This is a genomic window from Thermodesulfovibrionales bacterium, from assembly GCA_026417875.1.
GTDB lineage: Bacteria > Nitrospirota > Thermodesulfovibrionia > Thermodesulfovibrionales > CALJEL01 > CALJEL01.
Map to the genome: position 1 here is coordinate 1 of JAOACK010000032.1, position 20386 is coordinate 20386.

Here is a 20386-nt window from a genome sequence, read left to right on the forward strand (position 1 = left end):
CTTTAGAGGAGATACCTTAGTGCCTTAACGTCACGCTTTTGCTCAGCAAGTAATATCAGATTTTCTAAGGATTGATCCCCATTCCTTATAGAAAAATAAATGTCAACATAGTCCTTGAGGTCTATCCTGTCAGCCAATGCACAGAGCTTATTTACACAATATCAATAAAACTATCAATCAATATGCCGTTCCGCAAAAAGGGTTGTTCTATATTCTTAAGAGGATAATAAGTAAATTCAACCTTCAGGAAAGAGCCGTTCTCAAGCTTAAAGGTAAAGATGTTTTTGTCAAAGAGCTTTGTGTAAGTAGCATCCTTTACAAAAGCAAGTGACTTTATAAATCCTTCGGGTATATAAAAAGGAACCTTTTCTGAGGAAAAGAAATCAAGGTCTTCTGAAAAAGTGCTCAAGATAGAAGGCACTTAGGGCATTTAAGCCTGAATACCTCCTTGAGCGAAGATTTTCCAAATTCCCTGAGGAAGGCTTCTGGAAGTCTGTTAGAATCAGATTATCTTCAATCCCCTTTACAGGTTCTTTCATCCCATATCTCTTTATAAAGAGCTATTAGTTTGTATTTGCCCTCTTCAAGTCTTAACCTGTCTCTATATTCAAAGAAATATGACAGTCTCTTTATATGTACAAAAGGCAGGAAAAAAATCAGCTATCCTCTATAACCTTCAGAGAAGGTCTTCTGGTGGCTCTCTGTAATCCCAGAGCAGTTCTCTAGGCAGATTTATATTTTTCATGATATTAAGATTACAGCATCTTGTGAGGTATTCATGATTTCCGATAGATATCAATTTACTGTCTGAAGTTTTATAACTATTGAAGTAAAGACATTCTATATGTTCCACGGGGAACAATTTTTAAGATTTTCTGTATTTCTGGCAATCAAAAGCAGTTTGCAAAAAGCAAAGATCTTATCCCATGCAGGATACAATTTTAAGAGTTGCAAAAAGCCCAAGTTGGCCAGAGGATTGTATTTTTCAAGATAAGTGGTTGTAGAAGTGATAGAGGCATATGAGTATGCATAAAAAGGGACATCATCATGAATAGATGGAAGGAGTGGACGAAAAAGGTTTTAATTTTTTTCCATCCTTATCCTATAATAGATTATGTCAAGTAGACCTTTCATTGCCATAATAGGAGCAGGCAGGGCTGATGACAATATCAGAAAAATCGCAGAGGAGTGTGGCTTTCTTATTGCAAAAAAAGGAGCTATACTTATATGCGGTGGGCTTGGTGGCGTAATGGAGGCTGCGGCTAAAGGAGCAAAATCAGCAGGAGGAATTACTGTGGGAATACTTCCTGCTGATTCTAAGGAAGGAGCAAATCCCTATATTGATATTCCAGTTGCTACTGGATTTGGCGAAGGAAGAAATATAATCATTGTCAGAAGTGCTGATGGACTTATTGCCATAGGAGGAGAATATGGAACGCTCTCTGAGATAGCCTTTGCCCTGAAAGCAGGAAAGCCTGTGATAGGCATAAGGACATGGGATATAAAAGGAGTCATTAAGGCAGAAACCCCTGAGGAGGCAGTAGAAAAAATGTTCAATATATTAGGAGGAAAATAATGGCAGAGCTTGGAATGGACCTTAACAGATTTATCCTTGAAGAAGAAAGAAGGTATCCAAATGCAACGGGCTCTTTAAGTCTTGCCCTGATGGCAATTGAGTCAGCTGCTAAAATCATCGCAGCCCATGTAAGGATGGCTGGTCTTGCTGATGTACTTGGTAAGAGCGGAAATATAAATGTGCATGGTGAAGAGGTCCAGAGGCTTGATGTTTTTTCAAATAATCTCATGGTGAGGCATCTTTCTGACAGCGGACAGTTTTATGCTCTTGCATCAGAGGAGATGGAAGAGGTAATCTTTCCTGAAAAGGGCAAAAATGGAAAATACATCATTGCCTTTGACCCCCTTGATGGTTCATCAAATATAGATGTGAATGTAAATGTGGGAACAATCTTTTCAATACATAGAAAAATCAAAGGCACAATAGAAGATTTTCTAGTTGAGGGAGAGACTCAGGTTGCAGCAGGATATATACTTTACGGAACATCAACCATGTTTGTTTATACTACAGGAAATGGAGTTAATGGTTTTACCCTTGACCCAGCGGTGGGATTGTTTCTCCTTTCCCATCCAGATATAAAGATACCAGCAAAGGGTAAAATCTACTCCATCAATGAATCAAATTATCATAAATGGGACGAAAAATTAAAAAAATATGTGGATAATCTAAAGGTAAGGGGATACACATCAAGATATGCAGGTGCAATGGTTGCAGATGTACACAGGGTACTCATAAAAGGTGGAGTCTTTGCCTATCCGGCGGACTCAAAGAACAAAAAGGGCAAGCTCAGATTGATTTACGAAGCATCTCCAATGGCATTAATAGTAGAGCAGGCAGGTGGAAGAGCAACAACAGGTGAAAAGGATATACTCAAGATAAAGCCCTCTAATATCCATGAAAATACTCCTGTATTCCTCGGAAGCAGAGAGGATATAGAGGAATTGCTTTTAGAAATTGGAAAGAGGGAATAGAGGTCAACCTGTTATGCTATAATATTTTGAGCCCCCTTAGCTCAGTAGGATAGAGCACAGGTTTCCTAAACCTGGTGTCGCAGGTTCGATTCCTGCAGGGGGCGCCAGCTTACTGATTAAAAGGGCTTAACCAGCCTTTAAATGACGTATAATAAGGACTACTACCTTTATAAAAATAGACTGGTAATGTCATTACTTCTGTGTAAATTCATTTAATAGGCCAATTACTGCATAGGCTATCCCTATCTATGTTTGCTGTGCAAATCCTGGTTCTGTCCTTTTTACTTCCATGAACGTCCCTTGTGAGTTGATAAGTAAACTCTGTTAAGCAGCAAAGGGAAGAACTAAAAACATAATAAAAGACAAAAAAACCGTATCTGAATCTGAGGAGGCTTGATATGGAAACATAAGAAGCTTAGCTTGAAGACTATTTTATCAAGGATACACCCTTTTGTTCTTTACTTTTCAATTTTACACATAAAGTTTTACATTACCATGGATTGTACTTGCATTTCTATATAGGCTAGAGTAAAATTTAAAAAAGCGAGAATTATAATTAAGGCAATTTAATCATGAAAAAAATCCTCCTTAAAGGAACATTTTTAGTATACCTCCTCATAGGTCTTGAGATCTTCATAATGATAAGTCCTTTTGCAGCTTACTTTTACTCCTTTTACAACCCTGTTCTTAATTATCTCTATAATTCAAAATACCTCAGCTGGCTAACAGAATTTTTTCTTCCCCATTTTGTATTTATTAAAGACCCTCTGATACAGCTTCTAGGGATTGTCCAGCTTTTAACATTCTTTTTTGGCATGTTCATCTTTTTTTATGCTGCCATTCCTCTTTATTATGCAAAATTCAGAAGAAAAGGTGTTGTAACAAAAGGCATCTACTGTAGAATAAGGCATCCTCAGTATCTTGGTCTTGCCATCGCAGGATTCGGTCTTCTTCTTTACTGGCCAAGATTTCTTATCCTGATTCTTTATATCTCTATGCTCTTTGTTTATTATTTACTGGCAAGGAATGAAGAGCAGCGCATGATAAATCAGTACGGAGAAGGATATCTTGATTATATGAAAAGGGTACCCATGTTTCTTCCTAAAAACATTGGTGGAAGATTTTATTCTTTATTTTTTAGTGGCTTGAGATCAAAGACTGCAGGAATCCTGATCCTTTATGTAATTGTTTTGAGTATATCTATATTTTTAGCCATAGTGCTCAGGAGTTATTCAATTAATAAGATTCCAGTTGTTCAAAGGGATGGAATGTCTTTTGTATCTGTATTTCCCGTTAATGAGGATGATATCTTTCATGCACTTAATGTTATCAAAGATGATAGATTAAAGGGAATCTTAAATGAGTATAATGCCGAGCTTGTTTATATCATGCCCTCTGATTTTTTCTTAATGGCAATAATAACCGACATGGAGAGACTCTATCCTGTTGAGTTTGAGAGGCCTTCTGGAAGCAACGTGTTTTTAAGGTTTTTTAAGATCTTTATTAATTACACCAAAATGCAGCTTGGATTTTATCCCGACAGTCATTATTTAAGACGGCTTATATTCCTTTCTGTAAAAGACAGAGAGGGAAATCCTTTAAAGGGAAAAGCCATCTTCGCCTTCGGTTCAAGAAGGTTTCCTCTTCTTCAAATAGATATGGATATTAAAATAGGAGAAATACTGTCCATTAAAGAACTTAAGCCAAGACATAAATGGGGAGATGCCCCTATGCCTATATTTTAAAGATGGATTATCTAATAGAGAATATTTCATTAAGAGACAGAACAGGTGTTTTTGAAGATAGAAAAGAGGCTGGGATACTTCTTTCTGAGAAGTTAATAAAGTATAAAGATTCTGGAGCCATTGTATTCGCAATTCCATCCGGTGGTGTTCCAGTAGCTGCAGAGATAGCCAGGTCATTGAATCTTAGCATGGAGCTAATAATAGTAAGAAAGATACAGGTGCCCTATAACCCTGAGGCAGGTTTTGGTTCAATGGACCCTGATGGCAATGTGCTTCTTAATAAGGAATTACTCAGCCACCTGATGTTGACAGATGAAGAAATAGAGGAACAGATAAAAAAGACTAAAGAGGTAATATCTATGCGAGAGAATCTCTTCAGGAATGCAAGGGATTATCCACCTGTTAAAGATAAGATTGTGATAATCGTTGATGACGGTCTTGCATCAGGATACACAATGCTATCAGCTATCAGGTTTTTAAAAAAAAGAGGACCTGCAAAAATAATAATAGCTGTGCCAACTGGTCTTGATAGGACTGTTGAACGAATTAAAAAAGAGGTTGATGAGATTTACTGTTTAAATGTAAGAACAGGATTATCCTTTGCTGTAGCAGATGCCTACAGGAACTGGTATGACCTTTCTGATGAAGAGGTTATCAATATTCTTAAGGATTTAAAATATAAAAGATAGTTTTTTAAAGGAAATCCTTTACTAGCAGCTTTTTATAAAAAATATTAAAAGGATTTCAAACATCATTTTTTTATGTTCTTAAGACTCTCTGCTGTTTTTTTGAAAATCTCTTCAGTGAATTTTTTCTTAGGCTCAGGTCTACAAACGGGGCAGTATGGTTCTCCTAGATCTAGGAGACAGACGTGACCTCATTCAGGACAGCAGATGCACTCATCAGCAGGTTTTTTGCAAACAGGACAGAGATTCATGACTAATTATAGCACATCGCACAGGATTTAATGATTATTGTATAATTACCGTATGCCATCAATTCAGATCCTGCCAGAACATCTCAGGAATGTCATTGCTGCTGGAGAGGTTATAGAGAGACCAGCCTCTGTTGTTAAAGAATTAATAGAAAACGCCATTGATGCGGGCTCAAGGAATATCACTGTAGAAATACTTTATGGTGGAAAAAAATTGATAAAGGTCTCTGATGATGGATGCGGTATGGACAGGGATGACGCATTACTTTCTATTGAGAGATATGCAACGAGTAAGATATCAAAAATAGAAGATCTCTTCAAACTCAAGACTCTGGGGTTCAGGGGAGAGGCACTTGCATCAATAGCTGCTGTGTCAAGGCTTACCATAGAGACAGGCATAGATACTTCCCTGCCGGGAACATTAATCGAGATTGCAGGTGGAGAGATAGAATCTATTAGGGATGCACCGCCATTAAAGGGTACAATAGTGACTGTAAGGGACCTGTTTTTCAATACACCTGCAAGAAGAAAATTCCTCAGGGCTAACTCCACAGAACTCAATCATGTTATTGAAACCGTAATCTCAGAGGCACTTGCAGACTTCAAACTCGGATTCAAACTCTTTGCTGATAATACAGAACTCCTCTTCCTTCCATCTGTTTACGAGCCGCGAGAAAGGATTACCCAGGTCTTTGGCATGGAGAGTATTGAACACATGGATGAATTTGAGCATGAATTTGATGACATGACTATTCATGCCTTCATATCAAGACCACCTGAGCTCAGGGCTAAAAAAACTAATCAGTATATATTTGTGAATCAGAGACCGGTAAGGGATCCTGTCATAACAAAGGCAGTATATGATGGCCTTTCAGGGATTCTTCCCGAGGGTAAGCATCCGCTCTTTGTTATTTATTTAAAAATTAATCCTTCAAAGGTTGACTTCAATGTTCATCCCACCAAAAGGGAGATACGATTCAGTGATAGTTCTTCTGTTTATGAATTTGTGAGGAACGCTGTAGAGAATGCCTGCGTAAAGAAGCTTAAGGTTATTCAGTTTGAAGCATCAGGTAGCTCAGATAGGTTTCATGAGCCGATCTCAGCTTCAGGTCCTATCTATGCTTACAATACAACAGATTCAGCTCATGGTCTTTTTGAAAGGGCTTCATGCTATGAGACTTCATTACCTTCAGAAAGAGATATCATTTTTTTGGGCGAGATCTTTATAATTATGTTTCAGAAGGATGGCCTTCTTATAATGGATAAACATGCAGCTCATGAGCGGGTGCTTTATGAAAGATATCTTAAAGGTGAGGTTATTCCTAAAAGACTACTCTTTCCAAAACAGGTCAGACTTCAGCCAGCGTTATACAGGAGTATACTTGATAACAAAGAAATTTTAAACGAAATGGGACTTGAGATTGAGGACTTTGGCTCAGGAACAGTGATCGTGAGGACATTGCCTGAATTTTATGATGAGAACTCTCTTCAGAGTATTCTTGATGATATAGGTTCAGTACTTAAAACCTCCGCAGAAGGAATGGATTCTGAGGAGGAAATTTTTGATAAGAAAAAGGCCCTTGCAGCAAGTCTTGCCTGTCATAAATCAATAAGGGGAAGAGATTTTTTAAATATTGAGGAGGTTAAGACACTTTACAGTGAGCTCTTAAAGGCTTCTGATCCCTATCACTGTCCTCATGGAAGGCCTACCTTAATAAAGATAACCTTAAATGAACTTCTCAAGATGTTTGGGAGGCTATAATGCATTCAACTGTAATTACTGCCAGCATATTCGGCATTGATGCCCATCCAGTGGAGGTGGAGGTTGACATTACCTCAAGGGGGCTTCCCCATTTCTCTGTTGTAGGACTTCCTGATACTGCAGTGAAGGAGTCAAAGGACAGGATAAAGGCAGCGCTGAAGAATATAGGCTTTAATATTCCATTAAAACAGATTACAGTTAATCTTGCTCCAGCAGATCTGAAAAAAGAGGGCTCATCCTTTGACCTTCCAATTGCAATAGGCATACTTATAGCTGAGGGCATTATTCCTCAGGAAAATGCAAGCAGATATCTTATTGCAGGAGAGCTCTCCCTTGACGGAAGGGTAAAGCCAATAAAAGGCGCACTTCCGATAGCAATAAAGGCAAGGAAACTCAATCTAAAGGGTCTGATAATTCCTGAGGAGAATGTTCAGGAAGCAGCAGTAATAAAGGAACTGGAGATTCTGGGAGCAGTAAGTCTTACAGATGTGATACTTCATTTAAGAAATGAAAAGATGCTCCAGCCTTTTAAAATTGATATTTCTGAGATAATGAAGAACTCCTCCATTTATGAAGATGATTTTTCAGATGTGAAGGGACAGGAGCACGCTAAGAGGGCCCTTGAGATAAGCGCCTCAGGTGGTCACAATGTCCTCATGATTGGACCACCAGGAGCAGGTAAGACAATGCTTGCAAAGAGGCTTCCAACCATAATGCCTGATATGACCTTTGAGGAGGCACTTGAGACAACAATGATATACTCAGTAGCAGGACTCATAAAGAATCAGGCTCTTATTAACATAAGACCTTTCAGATCACCCCATCATACAATCTCTGATGTAGCACTTATAGGTGGTGGACAGGTTCCGAAGCCTGGTGAGGTGAGCCTTGCTCACAATGGAGTGCTCTTTCTTGATGAGCTTCCTGAATTTAAAAGAAATGTTCTTGAGGTCCTCAGACAGCCCCTTGAGAATGGAGAGGTAACTGTATCAAGGGCTGTTGCATCTATTACCTTTCCAGCAAGATTTACCCTTGTAGCTGCAATGAATCCATGCCCCTGTGGATTCTTCGGTGACAGCAGACACCAGTGCACATGCACACAAGGTATGATACATAGATACAGGACAAGAATCTCTGGCCCCCTTCTTGACAGGATTGATATTCAGATAGAAGTTCCAGCTGTGCCATACAAGGAGCTCTCTCAGGATTATTCAGGTGAGAGGTCAGAGGTGATTCGACAGAGGGTGATAGAGGCAAGGCAGAGACAGCTTAAAAGGTTTAAGGAAGAAGGCATATACTCCAATGGGCAGATGAAGACAAGGCATATTAAAAAATACTGTAGACTCAAAGAAGAGGCACATTCCCTTCTTGATAAAGCAATGCAGAGGCTGAACCTCTCAGCAAGGGCATATACAAGGATACTGAAGGTATCAAGGACAATAGCAGATATGGATGGAAGTGATGATATACTTCCATCCCACATCTCAGAGGCAATACAGTACAGGATGATGGACAGGGTTATGATATAATTTAGCATGGCCACGTATAAAGAAATTCAGGAATGGGTTAAACAACAGTACGGGTATACTCCAAAAACATGCTGGATTGCCCATATAAATGAGATTTGTGGACTTAATCCAAGGAGAGCACCAAACAGGCAGGGAGAGAGGAAAAATCCCTGTCCACCTGAAAAAATACAATACATCAAAAAGGCTTTTGAACATTTTAATTAAATATTAAAAAAAGATTGAATTTTCATTTTCCATCATAAAGGAGGCATCATGGATATAAGGCAGTTTGTTCTTGAGAAGGCACTAAGGGCTAGGGAGGCAGCAAGGAAATTAATGAATGCCTCCACAGAAAGAAAGAATGCCTGCCTTCTCAGTATGGCAGAGCTTATTAAGAAGGAGATGAATTTTATCATTGAAGAAAATAAAAAGGATGTTGACGGAGCTAAGGCTAAAGGACTGAGTTCAGCTCTTATTGACAGGCTCACACTGAATGAAAAAAGGATCAATGAAATATGTGCAGGTCTTATGGAGGTTGCCCAGCTTCCTGACCCTGTCTTTGAGATTACTAAGATGTGGAGAAGACCAAATGGAATGCTTGTTGGCAGGATGCGTACACCAATAGGATTAATAGGCATTATCTATGAGGCAAGGCCCAATGTTACAGTAGATGCCTCAAGCCTCTGTCTTAAATCTGGCAATGCAGTTATACTAAGGGGTGGTTCAGAGGCAATTAATTCAAACAGAGCACTCGTAAATATAATGAGAAAAGCATTAAACTCCACAGGTATTCCTGAAGATGCTGTAACATTCATTGATATTCCTGAGAGAGAGGCTGTAACGGAGATGCTCAAGCTTGCTGATATTATAGACCTCATTATTCCCAGAGGTGGAGAGGGCCTCATAAGAACAGTGACAGAAAATTCGAGAATCCCTGTTCTTAAACATTACAAAGGCGTCTGTCATGTCTTTGTTGACAGGGATGCAGACCTTAAGATGGCTGAAGAGATATGTTTTAATGCAAAGGTGCAGAGGCCCGGCACATGTAATGCAATGGAGACCATGCTCGTTGATGAAGTAATTGCAGAGATGTTTCTGCCCCGGATGCTCAGAAGATTTGAGGATGCAGGTGTTGAATTGAGGGGTTGTGAAAAGACAAAAAGGATTTATCCATCTGTCATGGATGTAAAGGAAGAGGATTATTACAGTGAATATCTTGCGCTTATTCTCAATGTTAGGATTGTTAAAGATATGGATGAGGCAATGGAGCACATAGCAAAATACGGCTCGAAGCATTCTGATGCCATTGTTACTGAAAATTATGAAAAGGCTATGAGATTCCTGAGAGAGGTAGATTCTTCTGCAGTATTTGTTAATGCCTCAACCAGGCTTAATGATGGTTATCAATTCGGACTCGGTGCAGAGATAGGTATATCCACTGATAAGCTTCATGCCCGCGGACCAATGGGTCTTGAGGAGCTAACATGTACAAAGTTTATAGTACTTGGAAGTGGACAGCTGAGGCATTAGTTTGTGCTTCATCCAAAAAATGAGGTACTTGTCAGGCAGATTTATTTTACAGGCATACAGGCACTGCCAGCTGTCTGCGGAAGCGGACTTTTCATAGGACTGATAATAATCCTTCTGATCACCTCACTAGCTGGTGCTGCCTCAGCCAGCACGGTCACTAAGATTCTCCTCTGGTTGAGTTTAAGAGAGTTTGGTCCCTTTTTTACAGGTCTAATTATACTTACAAGAAGTGGCACTGCCATATCAACAGAGCTTGCAACGATGAAATTAAACAGGGAGATCTTTTATCTTGAGGCAATGGGAATAAAAACAGAAGAATATCTTTTAAAACCAAGGCTTCAGGGAATCATTTTCTCATCCTTTGTATTGACCATTTACTTCCAGATTGTTACTTTATTTGGAGGCCTATATCTTGCAAGCCTTCTTAGCCATATACCTTTTTCAGAATATGGTGAGGCCATAATTGCAAACTTTTCCTTCAGGGATGTTTTTATATCCTTTTTGAAATCCATTGTATTTGGGATGGCAATAGCAGGGTTTTCCATATGGCAGGGTCTTTCTGTTAAAAGTAGTCCAACAGAGATACCTCAGAGGGCAACAAAGGCAGTTACAGGAGGACTATTTTCCCTCTTTCTGCTGGATGGTATAATAAACCTGCTCGTAACACTTTTAAAAAGCTCTTAACGAAGAGGAATCATGGTAATAGAGGCCTTCAGAATATCCGGTATTTATCTGAAAGACCTGAGTTTTCAGATCCAGGAAGGCTCCAGAGCGGTGTTCTTTTTCAGGCAAAGGGAAAGGGGTGAGGAGCTTTTCCATATGATACTCGGAATGAAGAAACCAAAAACAGGTGAATTGAGAATCCTTCAGATTAATCCAGCGAAGTTAAGCAGGGACGGTCTTATGGAACTGAGAAAGAAAACAGGGGTCATTTTTAAGGAGGGAGGTCTTATAAGTAATTTAAGGGCATGGGAAAATCTGATCCTTCCAGCCCTTTATCACAGAAGACTATCTGGCCAGGAGGTTAAAGAAAGAGGCCTTAAAATACTTGATCAACTTGGCTTCAGAAAGGAACCCATGAGCAGGATTGCAGAACTCTCTTTATTTGAAAAAGTCCTTCTCGGCATCGGCAGGGCCTTGCTACTTGAGCCCGAGATCATAATCCTTTATTCAGCCTTTGAAGGATTGAGCCTGTCTGATAAAGAGGCCCTGATAAAAGGTATTGATAGATTGAAACAAGAAAGAACAGCCCTTTTATATATCCTTCATTCAGGTGAAGATGTAGATCTTGTTGGAAAGGAGTATGTAATTGCAGGAGATCAAGGAGACTGATCCAAGATTTCTTTTTCTTAAAGGAAAGGTATGGCTTTTCAGTGTTATAGCCCTACTATCAGGTCTTCTCCTCCTTTTTCTTATAGCAAAGGAGCGCGGGCTTTTTGTAAAAATGCAAGACGTCTACTTTATTGCTGATAGGGCTACAGGACTTTCTGTTGGAATGCCTGTCAAGGTATCTGGTTTCAAGATTGGAAGGCTGAAAGAGATGCAACTTCAGGATGATGCTTCTGTAAAGGTAATACTTTCTATAGAGAGCTCTCATATGAAATGGCTGAGAACAGATTCCTTTGCTATTCTTACAAAAGAGGGTTTAATCGGAGAATCTATAATAGAAGTAATTCCTGGCAGGGAAAGGCAGCTCAGACCAGGAGAACCGATAAGATTTGAAAGACTAAAGGGTATTGAGGAGATGGCTGGAGAGCTGAAGCAAGAGCTTACAGATATTATAGGGGGAATAAAGGAGCTCCTTGATTATATTAATTCACCCAGGGGTGAAATAAAAAGAAGCCTCTCAAATATACAGAAAGTTACAGAGAATCTGATAGAAACTACTGAATCAATGAATAAACTTCTTGAAGAGCTAAACAGAAGGGCTGTCTCCATAGGAGAAAGCACAGAAGATACCCTTGCTGAAACTAAAAGGAGGTTAGAGGAAATTTCAGGACTTATCACGACTACCAGGGAATCTATAGATCGTCTATCAAAGGAGCTTATTGATACAGCAAAGACAATTAAAGAAACAGTAGATCTTTCCTCAAAGGATATACCAGCCATTCTTGAAAATACTAGAAGAAATCTTGAGGATATTGAAGATATTCTCCAGAGCATTAAGGGATTATGGCCTGTAAGGAGTGGTATTAAGAAGATAGAGATAAAACCTCTTGAGGGAGACACCTATGAAAGATGAAAGAACTTTAAGTATAGATGATAAAGGATTCAGGCACAAGATTTACTTCATAATTATATATATGCCCCTTCTTATTAACCTTTTTCTTGCAGGTTGCTACAAAGCTCCTCCAAGTGAACCCTACAGGATTGAGGAGCTTAACAGAGCGATGGAACGAGCAGCAAAGGCCTTTGAGCGCAATGATACAGATATGGCACTCTCTCTTTATAAAGAGGCACTGAAAAGGGCTCGTCTTGTTCAGGATGATAGACTCACCCTTATAATACTTATAAATCTTTCGAGACTTCTTATCTCAGCCTCAAATATTGAAGAGGCTAATGAAGTTATAAACACTGCAAAGAGTCTTCTTAGGCGCTCTGAAGTGTTAGGGCTATCCATCCCTGAGGAGCTAAGAGAAGAATTATATCTTAATGAAATAGAGATAGATTTTTTTAAAAAGGACCTACAGGCACTGGGCTCAAAGGAATATGTAAAGAATATACTTCTAAGCACAAAAAATGTCTCTGTAAGGACAAGGGCACTTAATCTTTATGCCAGGATAGAGATTCTTAATTGTAGATATGAAAAAGCAGAGAGCTATCTCCTTGAATCCCTAAGGATAAATAATTTTTCCATGCTTGAAAGGGCAAACAGCCACAGGATTCTCGGAGAGGTCTATGCAGTGTCAGGAAAAGCGGAGGCAGAATATCACCTTCTTGAAGCACTGAGAATTGACAAAAACCTCGCCATTCCTGAAAAGATAGGGCTTGATATGGAGATCTTGGGAAGATATTACAGAGATAAAGACAGAGAACGGTCAAGGGAATATCTTCAGAGGGCTCTTGAGATATGGAATTTAAGGTCTGACAGAGAGAGGATAGAAGAGGTACAGAAATTACTTATTGAGCTTGAAGGTCAATGAGTATAGGTATTCTGGGCGGAACCTTTAACCCGATTCATTACGGACACCTGAGGATAGCAGAGGAAGTCAGAGAGAGATTCAATCTTTCTAAGGTTATCTTTGTTCCTGCGGGCATACCTCCTTTTAAGATTAAAGAGAGTGAACTTATAGAAAGCCATCACAGGGCAGAGATGGTAAGGCTTGCTATAAAAAGTAATCCCTTTTTTGAATTCTCTGATGTGGAGTTAAAACGTGAAGGTCCATCATATACGGTGGATACTCTTGAGATATTTAAAAAAGAGCATCCCGACAGGAATATCTATTTTATAGCAGGTGCAGATGCAATAGCCGATCTTCCAAAGTGGCGAAAACCCGAGAGGATACTTGAGCTTGCAGAAATTATTGTTGTCACTAGACCTGATTTTCCTCTTACAAGGCTTCAGAACCTTCTTGTCTATGGAGTAGACAGGCAAGAACTTCATAAATTTATAAGTGGTGAAATTGAAGAATTCGTGCATAGACCCTTCCATTTCATAAAGGTATCTGCCATTTCCATTTCAGGAAGCATTATAAGGACTTTTATTAAAAAACAGAAAAGTATAAAATATCTCTTGCCAGAGGAAGTAGAATACTATATAATCAAAAATAGGATACTCGGTTTCAGGGGAAACAGATAAAGGCTGACCTGAAACCTGCAAATAAAGAGATTTTTCTACGTCACAGGAGGTTCAAGGTCAGGAGTATAGATAAGGCAAGGAAGGTATATGAACTTGCCAGCGATAAAAAGGCAAGGGATATTGTTATTCTTGAGCTGAAGGATCTTACAATCCTTACAGATTATTTCATTATATGTTCAGGAGATAGTACCACACAGGTACGGGCAATTGTAGAGCATATTGAAGAGCGCCTCGGGAAGGCTGGCCTTAAACCACTTTCTATAGAAGGGCTATCTTACAGCCACTGGGTTCTGATGGATTATGGAGATATAATAATCCATGTCTTTGAGGAAGAGACAAGACATTATTACGAACTGGAGAAGCTCTGGCTTGATGCACCCAGGATAGAGGTAGCAAAAGCAAGGCTTAAGGAGAGCTGAGATGGGGAGATTTGTTCTAATTTTATTTCTTTTTATACTTATAGGTCTCGGATACCTTGCTACCCTCAATAAAGAGACTGTAACCATAGCCTTCACTCCAGAGCATGTATATGAGACTCCAAAGATAGTCTTTATGATAGTATCTGGCCTTGCCGGAGCCTTTCTAGTTCTTTTTATTTATACTATAAGAGATACCAGACGATTTATCAAAAACCTAAGAGAACAGAAGCGTCAGAAAAAAGAGGAAAGAAAAAATGAACTTTATTCAAAGGCCCTTGACCTTATCCTTGCTGGAAAAAAGGAAGAGGCAAGGCATACCCTTGAACTAATAATAAAAGAATCGCCTGATTTCATTCATGCCTATCTAAGGCTTTCTGAACTCTGCCTCGAAAAGAACGATCTTCATAAGGCTTATTCCTATGCTGAAAAGGCAAGACAGCTTGCACCAAAGAGACTGGATGTTCTTTTTAATATGGCAACTCTTATGGAGAGGGCAGGAAGGTGGCAGGATGCCCTGAAATATATAGAAGATATATTAAGTCTGGACAGGACAAATATATCAGCACTTTATCGGAAGAGAAATGTTCTTGAGGCCCTTCAGAGGTGGGAAGAGCTTGTTGACCTGGAGAGGCAGATTATAAGAGCCCTTCCAGATGAAAGATCCCGAAGACAGGAAAGGAGGTTCCTTGCTGGCTATAAATACGAGCTTGGAAGGGTAAGCCTTGAAAGAAAGGATATGGAACGGGCAAAAAAGTCTTTTAAAACAGCAATCAAGATTGATAAATTCTTTATTCCAGCCTATCTGGGTCTTGTTGAGGTTATGCTTTCAGAGGGTTTAACAGAGGGAGCAATAGAGTTTCTATGGAACTCCTATGAAGAGACCAGCTCTCCACTTTTACTTGCAAGGCTTGAGGATTTATTAATAACTAATGGAGAGCCTGCGAGACTCATCAGGTATTACAAAGGTGCTATTGCAAAAAGGCCGAATGATACGCTTTTAAATTTCCTTCTTGGAAAACTCTATTACAGGCTTGAGATGATAGATGAGGCAATATCACTTCTCAGGGATATGGAAACAGGGGGTGAAACCTTTCCAGAGCTTCACAGGCTTCTGGGGAACCTTTATCTTAAAAGAAGAGAACCTGAAAGGGCTGCTCTGGAATTCAGGAAAGCCATAGACCTCAGAAAAACCCTCAGGTTGAATTATTGCTGTAACAACTGTGGATATACTGCAGATACTTGGTCAGGAAGATGTCCAAACTGCAAAGAATGGAATTCCTATACCTTCAATCTTGAGTGGTTCTGCAGACCCCTGAGTGAAGGTTCAAGAAGGCTTGAAGCTCAGATTGCCAGCGAAAGGTAAAATTATAAAATTATGTTTTTTACTCGTGCAGCAAGCTCAATCTTAAAAGTAAACCTTGGTTTAAAAAAGGGCGAGCATGTCCTTATATTCACAGACAGGCCAATCACTGGTGAAACGGACCTTGAGAGGGAGAAGATAAAAGAATTCTGTCTGATCCTTAGAGACCTGGCAGAATCTCTTGGTTGTAAGGCCGTTTATGCAGAGTACCCAGAAACAGGTATGCATGGAATGGAGCCACCTGAAAGGCTCTGGAAGATTGCCTTTGGAGAGAAGACTGTACAAGCACTCAAGAAAAAAAGGCTCTTGAGCAAACTAATTAAAAAAAAGATAGAACCTGATGAGCTGAAGGTCGCAGAGGATATTATAAAAAGAAATATTAAGGCTGTAGCAAATGCAGTCATAGCCCTTTCAAGATACTCAACAAGCCATACGAACTTCAGAGACCTTCTAACAAGGATTTGCAAATCAAGATACGCCAGTATGCCGCTTTTTGAGGTCTCGATGCTTGAAGGTCCAATGAGTATTGACTGGAAGGCCCTTGCTAAAAGGACAAGGAGTATAGCCTCAAAATTAAAAGAGGCAGAATTTATAAAAATAACAGCACCAAATGGCACTGACCTCCTGCTATCAAAAAAGGGCAGAAAGGTCTATACAGACACAGGCATACTTACAAGACCGGGCTCCTTCGGTAATCTTCCAGCAGGTGAGGTCTTTCTTGCACCTGTGGAAGGTAAAGCAGAGGGTTTGCTTGTAATTGAATGGGCACCCACAAGACAATTGAGCTCACCGCTAAAAATAAGGATTGAAAAAGGGAGGGTAATTAATATTGAGGGTAATGAGCCTTTCAGGGAAGAGCTTATGAAAAAACTTCAGGAGAATCCACTGAATGCAAACATAGCGGAGCTTGGAATAGGCACAAATGATGGTGCAAAAAGGCCTGATAATATCCTTGAGTCTGAAAAGATCCTCGGCACAGTCCATATTGCCCTTGGTGATAATAGCTCCTTTGGAGGAAAGATAAGAACACCCTTGCATCAGGATTTTGTAATTTTCAGACCAACAGTGATTCTAATAAAGGGTAAAAAAGAAAAATTCCTTATAAAGGATGGGAAGATTTTATGATGGCCAGGTTCACTGAAGAATGCTATAAACAGAACAGAGAATACAGGATGATTTTTAATATACTCTTTGTACTTTCTTTTGCTATTTTATCTATTTATTTCTTGCTTATTCCTGATGATGTACAGGGTGAGCAGAAGGTTCAGGAGTATGTTCTTAAAAACGGGCTTAAGGTTATTATCCTTAAAGACCACAAGGCACCTGTTGCAACCTTCCAGATATGGTACAGGGTTGGCTCAATCGATGAGCCCAAGGGTAAGACAGGGCTGAGCCATCTTTTTGAGCACATGGCCTTTAGAGGAACTCCCAAATACGGTTCAAAGGAGCTCTCAAGGCTCATACAGAAAAATGGTGGTATAGACAATGCCTACACCACAAAGGATTATACCGCCTATTTCCAGATACTGCCTTCAGACAGGATAGATCTCTCTATTGAAATTGAGGCAGACAGGATGAGAAACCTCCTTCTCAGAGAGGAAGACCTTCAATATGAAAGAGCTGTGGTGATGGAGGAGCGTAGGCTTCGTTATGAAGATGATCCTGAGGCTTCCCTTTTTGAAGAGGTTCAGCTAACTGCCTTTAAAGCCCATCCATACAGATGGCCTGTCATTGGAATGATGTCTGACCTTCTGTCAATTACAAGAGAAGACCTTATTTCTTATTACAGAAGATTTTACAATCCTTCAAATGCCTTCATAATAGTTGCTGGAGATGTCAATCCTGAGGAGATGATAAAAAAGATTAAAGAATTTTTTGAGCAGATTCCAGAAGGAGAGAGCCCTGAAAGGCATTATTCAGAGGAGCCTCCCCAGAGGGGAGAAAGGAGAATCTATCTTAAAAAAGAGGCAGAGATACCCTATCTGCTCATCGCCTATCATGTGCCGAGTTTTCCTCACACAGATGCCCCTGCTCTTGAGGTTCTTAGTTCCATACTTACTGGAAAGAGTGGAAGGCTCTATAAGGAGATAATATCTAAAAAAAGGATTGCTGCATCTGTGGATGCCTCCTATAGTGGACTTAATAGATTCCCCTATCTCTTTTTCTTTGATGGCATCCCTCTGGAGGGCAAGGATGTTAAGGAGCTGGAAGAGGCAATATATGAAGTCATAGAAGACATAATAAGGACCCCTCCTTCTGAAAGGGAGATAGAGAAGGCAAAAAATCAGATAGAGGCAGCCCTTATAATGGAGATGGATTCGGTTTATTCCATGGCAAGAATTATGGGAACCTTTGAGCTTCTTGGTGGATGGCACCTAAAGGACAGATATCTTGAAAAAATAAGAGAGGTAAGACCAGAGGATGTACAGAGGGTTGCCAGTAAATATTTAATAGAAGATAACAGAACAGTGGGTATATTAGTGCCAATTAATTTAAAATTAAAAGAGGAGCGTAAAAATTGAGACATTTACATTTCAAGATATACAGATATCTTATTGCATCCTTCATAACTGTTCTCTTAATTACAATATTAATCTTTCCTGATCTTCATGCCTTTGAGCTTGACGTTAAAAAATATAAACTTGAAAACGGTCTTACCGTCCTTCATGTAGAAAGGCATGAGCTTCCCCTTGTTTCTCTGAATCTTCTTATAAGGGCTGGCTCCAAGCATGAACCTCAAGAGAAGGCAGGACTTGCCTCACTTGTAGCTGACATGCTTCTTGAAGGCACAAAGACAATGAAGGCGGAAGAGATCAGTGAAATTATAGAGTATTATGGAGCCTCTATAACTGCAAATACAGATTATGACTATACCATCCTATCCCTCCATGTTCTTAAAAAGGACCTGCCAGAATTATTCAGGATATTTAAAGAGATTGTCTTTAATCCAGTTTTTCCTGAGAAGGAGTTAAAGAAAAAGAGAGCCATCCTCATAACAGCACTTATAAAAAAAGAAGAGGAGCCCTCCTATCTGGCAATGAAGACATTAAGAGCTAGACTATTTCAAAACCATCCCTATGGAAGACCTGTTGAGGGAATACCGGAGTCAATAAAAGGTATAAAGAGAAAAGACCTTATAGATTTTTATAAAAGACTTTACAGACCGGATGGTTCTATACTTGTAGTGGCAGGAGATCTCACTCAAAAAGAGGTTGAAGTATTAATTGAAGATTTTAAAAACTGGAAGGGAGTACCCAGGAAAGAGCAGAGGCCTGTAATTTTAGAAACACAAAAAAGATTTTCAGCCCCTTTGATTATAAACAGAGATCTCACCCAGGCAAATATTGTATACGGACTTTTCGGTATAAGAAGGAGTGACCCTGACTACTATGCCGCCTCCCTGATGAACTATATCCTAGGTGGAGGAGGTTTTAGTTCAAGACTTGTGAAGAGGATAAGGGATGAAATGGGGCTTACCTATGATGTTTCAAGTTATTTCACCCTGAATGAAGAACCTGGACTTTTTGCAATAGAACTCCAGACGAAAAATGAATCAGCCATTACAGCAATAAAGGTAATAAAAGAAGAGATAGAAAGGTTAAGGAAAGAACCTGTAACTGACCAGGAGCTTGAGGATGCAAAGGCCTATCTTACAGGAAGTCTTCCTAGAAGGATTGATACATTAAAGAAGATTGCAGATTTTCTCTCGGTGGCTGAATTTTACGGTCTAGGAGATGATTACCTCAGTAGATATCCTGATTACATCAGGTCAGTCACAAAAGATGATATAATAAAAGTGGCCAATAAGTTACTTTCAACAGAAGGACTTTTCGTAATAGTTGGCAGGGAAGGGGAGATTAAGGCCAGCCAATCTGAATAAAGTTTATATCAGCATTATCACGGGCGGTTAGCTCAGATGGGAGAGCGCCAGAATCGCACTCTGGAGGTCAGGGGTTCGAATCCCCTACCGTCCACTAGATTTTTCAAGGGGTTATGAGAGTCTCTAATTTCTCAGAAACCCCACTGTGATAAAAATTGTGATAAAAATTTTTGTCAAGCAATCTCACTGCCTCTTTTTTGTGGGCCTGACTTAGATGGGAGTATCTCAGTGTCATTGTAAGGGTTCTGTGTCCTAAGAGCTCTTGCACGGTCTTTAAATCTGCTCCACGCATGATAAGCTGACTTGCAAAAGTGTGTCTTAGGTCATGAAATCTGAAATCCCTTATTCCAGCTTTCTTAAGAGCAGCAGCAAAGCTTCTCTTAAACTCCGTGTATCGTCTACCTGTTTGTGGATTGACGAATACATAGTTTGTATCAAGTCTTCTTTGGCTGTGTAGCTTCCTGAGAAGTGCTTTCAGTGATTCATTCATTGGGATTTCTCTACGGTATCCGTTCTTGGTTCTATCCAGATAGATAAAGCCAGTTCTGAAGTCAATGTTATCCCATTTAAGGTTCAGTATCTCTCCCTTACGCATACCTGTATTAATCGCAGTGAATACTATTGGGTAGAGGTGTTTATCGCAATGTGATAAAAGCCTTTGGATTTCCTCTTCTGAAAGGAATCTAAGCCTGCTAATCTCTCCTTTTAACAGTTTCACCTTCCTTATGGCTCTTAACTGTTGCTCATTAATCAGACCCCACTCCTCAGCTTTTGTAAAAGATGCCTTCACTATGCTTATGTATCTGTTACAGGTAGCCACTGAGTATCCTTTATCCATTAAGTGAGCCTGAATTAGTTCAACTTCCTTTGTCTTTATCTCATCAAGCCTCATCTTTTTAAAC

The 20386-nt window shown here is 39.6% G+C and carries 21 protein-coding genes and 2 tRNA genes; 20 read left to right on the forward strand and 3 right to left on the reverse strand.

Annotation, left to right across the window (positions count from 1 at the left end):
- Nucleotides 1-151: 151 nt before the first annotated feature.
- Both N2257_06825 and N2257_06830 read right to left on the reverse strand, forming a co-directional pair.
- On the reverse strand, nt 152-409 hold the full coding sequence (locus tag N2257_06825) for a hypothetical protein (GenBank protein ID MCX7794099.1): 258 nt from the start codon (nt 407-409) through the stop codon (nt 152-154).
- On the reverse strand, nt 384-539 hold the full coding sequence (locus N2257_06830; GenBank protein MCX7794100.1) for a hypothetical protein: 156 nt from the start codon (nt 537-539) through the stop codon (nt 384-386). The genes N2257_06825 and N2257_06830 overlap by 26 nt, the downstream gene beginning before the upstream one ends.
- A gap of 575 nt (nt 540-1114) precedes the next feature.
- On the opposite strand from N2257_06830, the gene N2257_06835 reads away from it, so the two are divergent.
- The 20 genes from N2257_06835 to N2257_06930 all read left to right on the forward strand — a co-directional run bounded on the left by N2257_06835 (nt 1115) and on the right by N2257_06930 (nt 19578).
- Nucleotides 1115-1576, forward strand: coding sequence for a TIGR00725 family protein (locus tag N2257_06835; protein MCX7794101.1), 462 nt, complete (start codon nt 1115-1117; stop codon nt 1574-1576).
- Nucleotides 1576-2547 (forward strand): class 1 fructose-bisphosphatase, encoded by a 972-nt coding sequence (gene fbp / locus N2257_06840; GenBank protein MCX7794102.1) that lies wholly within the window; start codon nt 1576-1578, stop codon nt 2545-2547. Before N2257_06835 ends, fbp begins: the two co-directional genes overlap by 1 nt.
- A 30-nt stretch (nt 2548-2577) precedes the next feature.
- Nucleotides 2578-2654 (forward strand) — tRNA-Arg (locus N2257_06845).
- A 465-nt stretch (nt 2655-3119) separates the two neighbouring features.
- Nucleotides 3120-4292: an isoprenylcysteine carboxylmethyltransferase family protein gene (locus tag N2257_06850; protein ID MCX7794103.1), complete on the forward strand. Its 1173-nt coding sequence runs from the start codon at nt 3120-3122 to the stop codon at nt 4290-4292.
- Between the two features lie 2 nt (nt 4293-4294).
- On the forward strand, nt 4295-4981 hold the full coding sequence (locus tag N2257_06855; GenBank protein ID MCX7794104.1) for a phosphoribosyltransferase family protein: 687 nt from the start codon (nt 4295-4297) through the stop codon (nt 4979-4981).
- A 300-nt stretch (nt 4982-5281) separates the two neighbouring features.
- The gene (mutL, locus tag N2257_06860) at nt 5282-6988 is read left to right on the forward strand and encodes a DNA mismatch repair endonuclease MutL (GenBank protein ID MCX7794105.1); all 1707 of its coding nucleotides are present in this window, start codon (nt 5282-5284) and stop codon (nt 6986-6988) included.
- Complete coding sequence (locus tag N2257_06865) at nt 6988-8517, forward strand: YifB family Mg chelatase-like AAA ATPase (GenBank protein ID MCX7794106.1); 1530 nt, start codon at nt 6988-6990, stop codon at nt 8515-8517. The genes mutL and N2257_06865 overlap by 1 nt, the downstream gene beginning before the upstream one ends.
- A gap of 6 nt (nt 8518-8523) precedes the next feature.
- Entirely contained in the window at nt 8524-8721 is a 198-nt protein-coding gene (locus tag N2257_06870) for a hypothetical protein (GenBank protein ID MCX7794107.1), read from the forward strand.
- A gap of 48 nt (nt 8722-8769) precedes the next feature.
- Nucleotides 8770-10026 (forward strand): glutamate-5-semialdehyde dehydrogenase, encoded by a 1257-nt coding sequence (locus N2257_06875; GenBank protein MCX7794108.1) that lies wholly within the window; start codon nt 8770-8772, stop codon nt 10024-10026.
- A 3-nt stretch (nt 10027-10029) separates the two neighbouring features.
- Entirely contained in the window at nt 10030-10710 is a 681-nt protein-coding gene (locus N2257_06880; protein ID MCX7794109.1) for an ABC transporter permease, read from the forward strand.
- A gap of 12 nt (nt 10711-10722) precedes the next feature.
- A complete protein-coding gene (locus N2257_06885) occupies nt 10723-11358 on the forward strand; it encodes an ATP-binding cassette domain-containing protein (protein MCX7794110.1) in 636 nt (211 codons plus the stop codon).
- Complete coding sequence (locus N2257_06890; protein ID MCX7794111.1) at nt 11336-12268, forward strand: MlaD family protein; 933 nt, start codon at nt 11336-11338, stop codon at nt 12266-12268. Before N2257_06885 ends, N2257_06890 begins: the two co-directional genes overlap by 23 nt.
- Nucleotides 12258-13169 carry a hypothetical protein gene (locus N2257_06895; protein ID MCX7794112.1) on the forward strand — a complete coding sequence of 304 codons (912 nt, stop codon included), beginning with the start codon at nt 12258-12260 and terminating at the stop codon, nt 13167-13169. Before N2257_06890 ends, N2257_06895 begins: the two co-directional genes overlap by 11 nt.
- Complete coding sequence (nadD, locus tag N2257_06900; protein ID MCX7794113.1) at nt 13166-13825, forward strand: nicotinate-nucleotide adenylyltransferase; 660 nt, start codon at nt 13166-13168, stop codon at nt 13823-13825. The genes N2257_06895 and nadD overlap by 4 nt, the downstream gene beginning before the upstream one ends.
- Nucleotides 13826-13890: 65 nt before the next feature.
- Nucleotides 13891-14244, forward strand: coding sequence for a ribosome silencing factor (rsfS, locus tag N2257_06905; protein ID MCX7794114.1), 354 nt, complete (start codon nt 13891-13893; stop codon nt 14242-14244).
- Between the two features lies 1 nt (nt 14245).
- The gene (locus N2257_06910; protein MCX7794115.1) at nt 14246-15607 is read left to right on the forward strand and encodes a tetratricopeptide repeat protein; all 1362 of its coding nucleotides are present in this window, start codon (nt 14246-14248) and stop codon (nt 15605-15607) included.
- Between the two features lie 12 nt (nt 15608-15619).
- Nucleotides 15620-16729, forward strand: coding sequence for an aminopeptidase (locus tag N2257_06915; protein MCX7794116.1), 1110 nt, complete (start codon nt 15620-15622; stop codon nt 16727-16729).
- On the forward strand, nt 16726-18126 hold the full coding sequence (locus N2257_06920) for an insulinase family protein (GenBank protein MCX7794117.1): 1401 nt from the start codon (nt 16726-16728) through the stop codon (nt 18124-18126). The genes N2257_06915 and N2257_06920 overlap by 4 nt, the downstream gene beginning before the upstream one ends.
- On the forward strand, nt 18123-19484 hold the full coding sequence (locus N2257_06925) for an insulinase family protein (GenBank protein ID MCX7794118.1): 1362 nt from the start codon (nt 18123-18125) through the stop codon (nt 19482-19484). The genes N2257_06920 and N2257_06925 overlap by 4 nt, the downstream gene beginning before the upstream one ends.
- Before the next feature lie 21 nt (nt 19485-19505).
- Nucleotides 19506-19578, forward strand: a tRNA-Ala gene (locus tag N2257_06930).
- A 9-nt stretch (nt 19579-19587) separates the two neighbouring features.
- On the opposite strand, the gene N2257_06935 is transcribed toward N2257_06930, so the two are convergent.
- Nucleotides 19588-20386, reverse strand: a 799-nt coding sequence (locus N2257_06935) for a site-specific integrase (GenBank protein ID MCX7794119.1), incomplete at its 5' end; no start/stop codon positions are given.

Excerpts from the sequence above, each read along its gene's own strand:
- N2257_06865 (MCX7794106.1), top strand. The coding sequence starts at position 6,988 with ATGCATTCAACTGTAATTACTGCCAGCATATTCGGCATTGATGCCCAT.
- mutL (MCX7794105.1), top strand. The coding sequence starts at position 5,282 with ATGCCATCAATTCAGATCCTGCCAGAACATCTCAGGAATGTCATTGCT.
- nadD (MCX7794113.1), top strand. The coding sequence starts at position 13,166 with ATGAGTATAGGTATTCTGGGCGGAACCTTTAACCCGATTCATTACGGA.
- N2257_06885 (MCX7794110.1), top strand. The coding sequence starts at position 10,723 with ATGGTAATAGAGGCCTTCAGAATATCCGGTATTTATCTGAAAGACCTG.
- N2257_06895 (MCX7794112.1), top strand. The coding sequence starts at position 12,258 with ATGAAAGATGAAAGAACTTTAAGTATAGATGATAAAGGATTCAGGCAC.
- N2257_06835 (MCX7794101.1), top strand. The coding sequence starts at position 1,115 with ATGTCAAGTAGACCTTTCATTGCCATAATAGGAGCAGGCAGGGCTGAT.
- N2257_06920 (MCX7794117.1), top strand. The coding sequence starts at position 16,726 with ATGATGGCCAGGTTCACTGAAGAATGCTATAAACAGAACAGAGAATAC.
- N2257_06855 (MCX7794104.1), top strand. The coding sequence starts at position 4,295 with ATGGATTATCTAATAGAGAATATTTCATTAAGAGACAGAACAGGTGTT.
- N2257_06910 (MCX7794115.1), top strand. The coding sequence starts at position 14,246 with ATGGGGAGATTTGTTCTAATTTTATTTCTTTTTATACTTATAGGTCTC.
- N2257_06915 (MCX7794116.1), top strand. The coding sequence starts at position 15,620 with ATGTTTTTTACTCGTGCAGCAAGCTCAATCTTAAAAGTAAACCTTGGT.
- N2257_06875 (MCX7794108.1), top strand. The coding sequence starts at position 8,770 with ATGGATATAAGGCAGTTTGTTCTTGAGAAGGCACTAAGGGCTAGGGAG.
- N2257_06850 (MCX7794103.1), top strand. The coding sequence starts at position 3,120 with ATGAAAAAAATCCTCCTTAAAGGAACATTTTTAGTATACCTCCTCATA.
- N2257_06870 (MCX7794107.1), top strand. The coding sequence starts at position 8,524 with ATGGCCACGTATAAAGAAATTCAGGAATGGGTTAAACAACAGTACGGG.
- N2257_06830 (MCX7794100.1), bottom strand. The coding sequence starts at position 539 with ATGAAAGAACCTGTAAAGGGGATTGAAGATAATCTGATTCTAACAGAC.
- fbp (MCX7794102.1), top strand. The coding sequence starts at position 1,576 with ATGGCAGAGCTTGGAATGGACCTTAACAGATTTATCCTTGAAGAAGAA.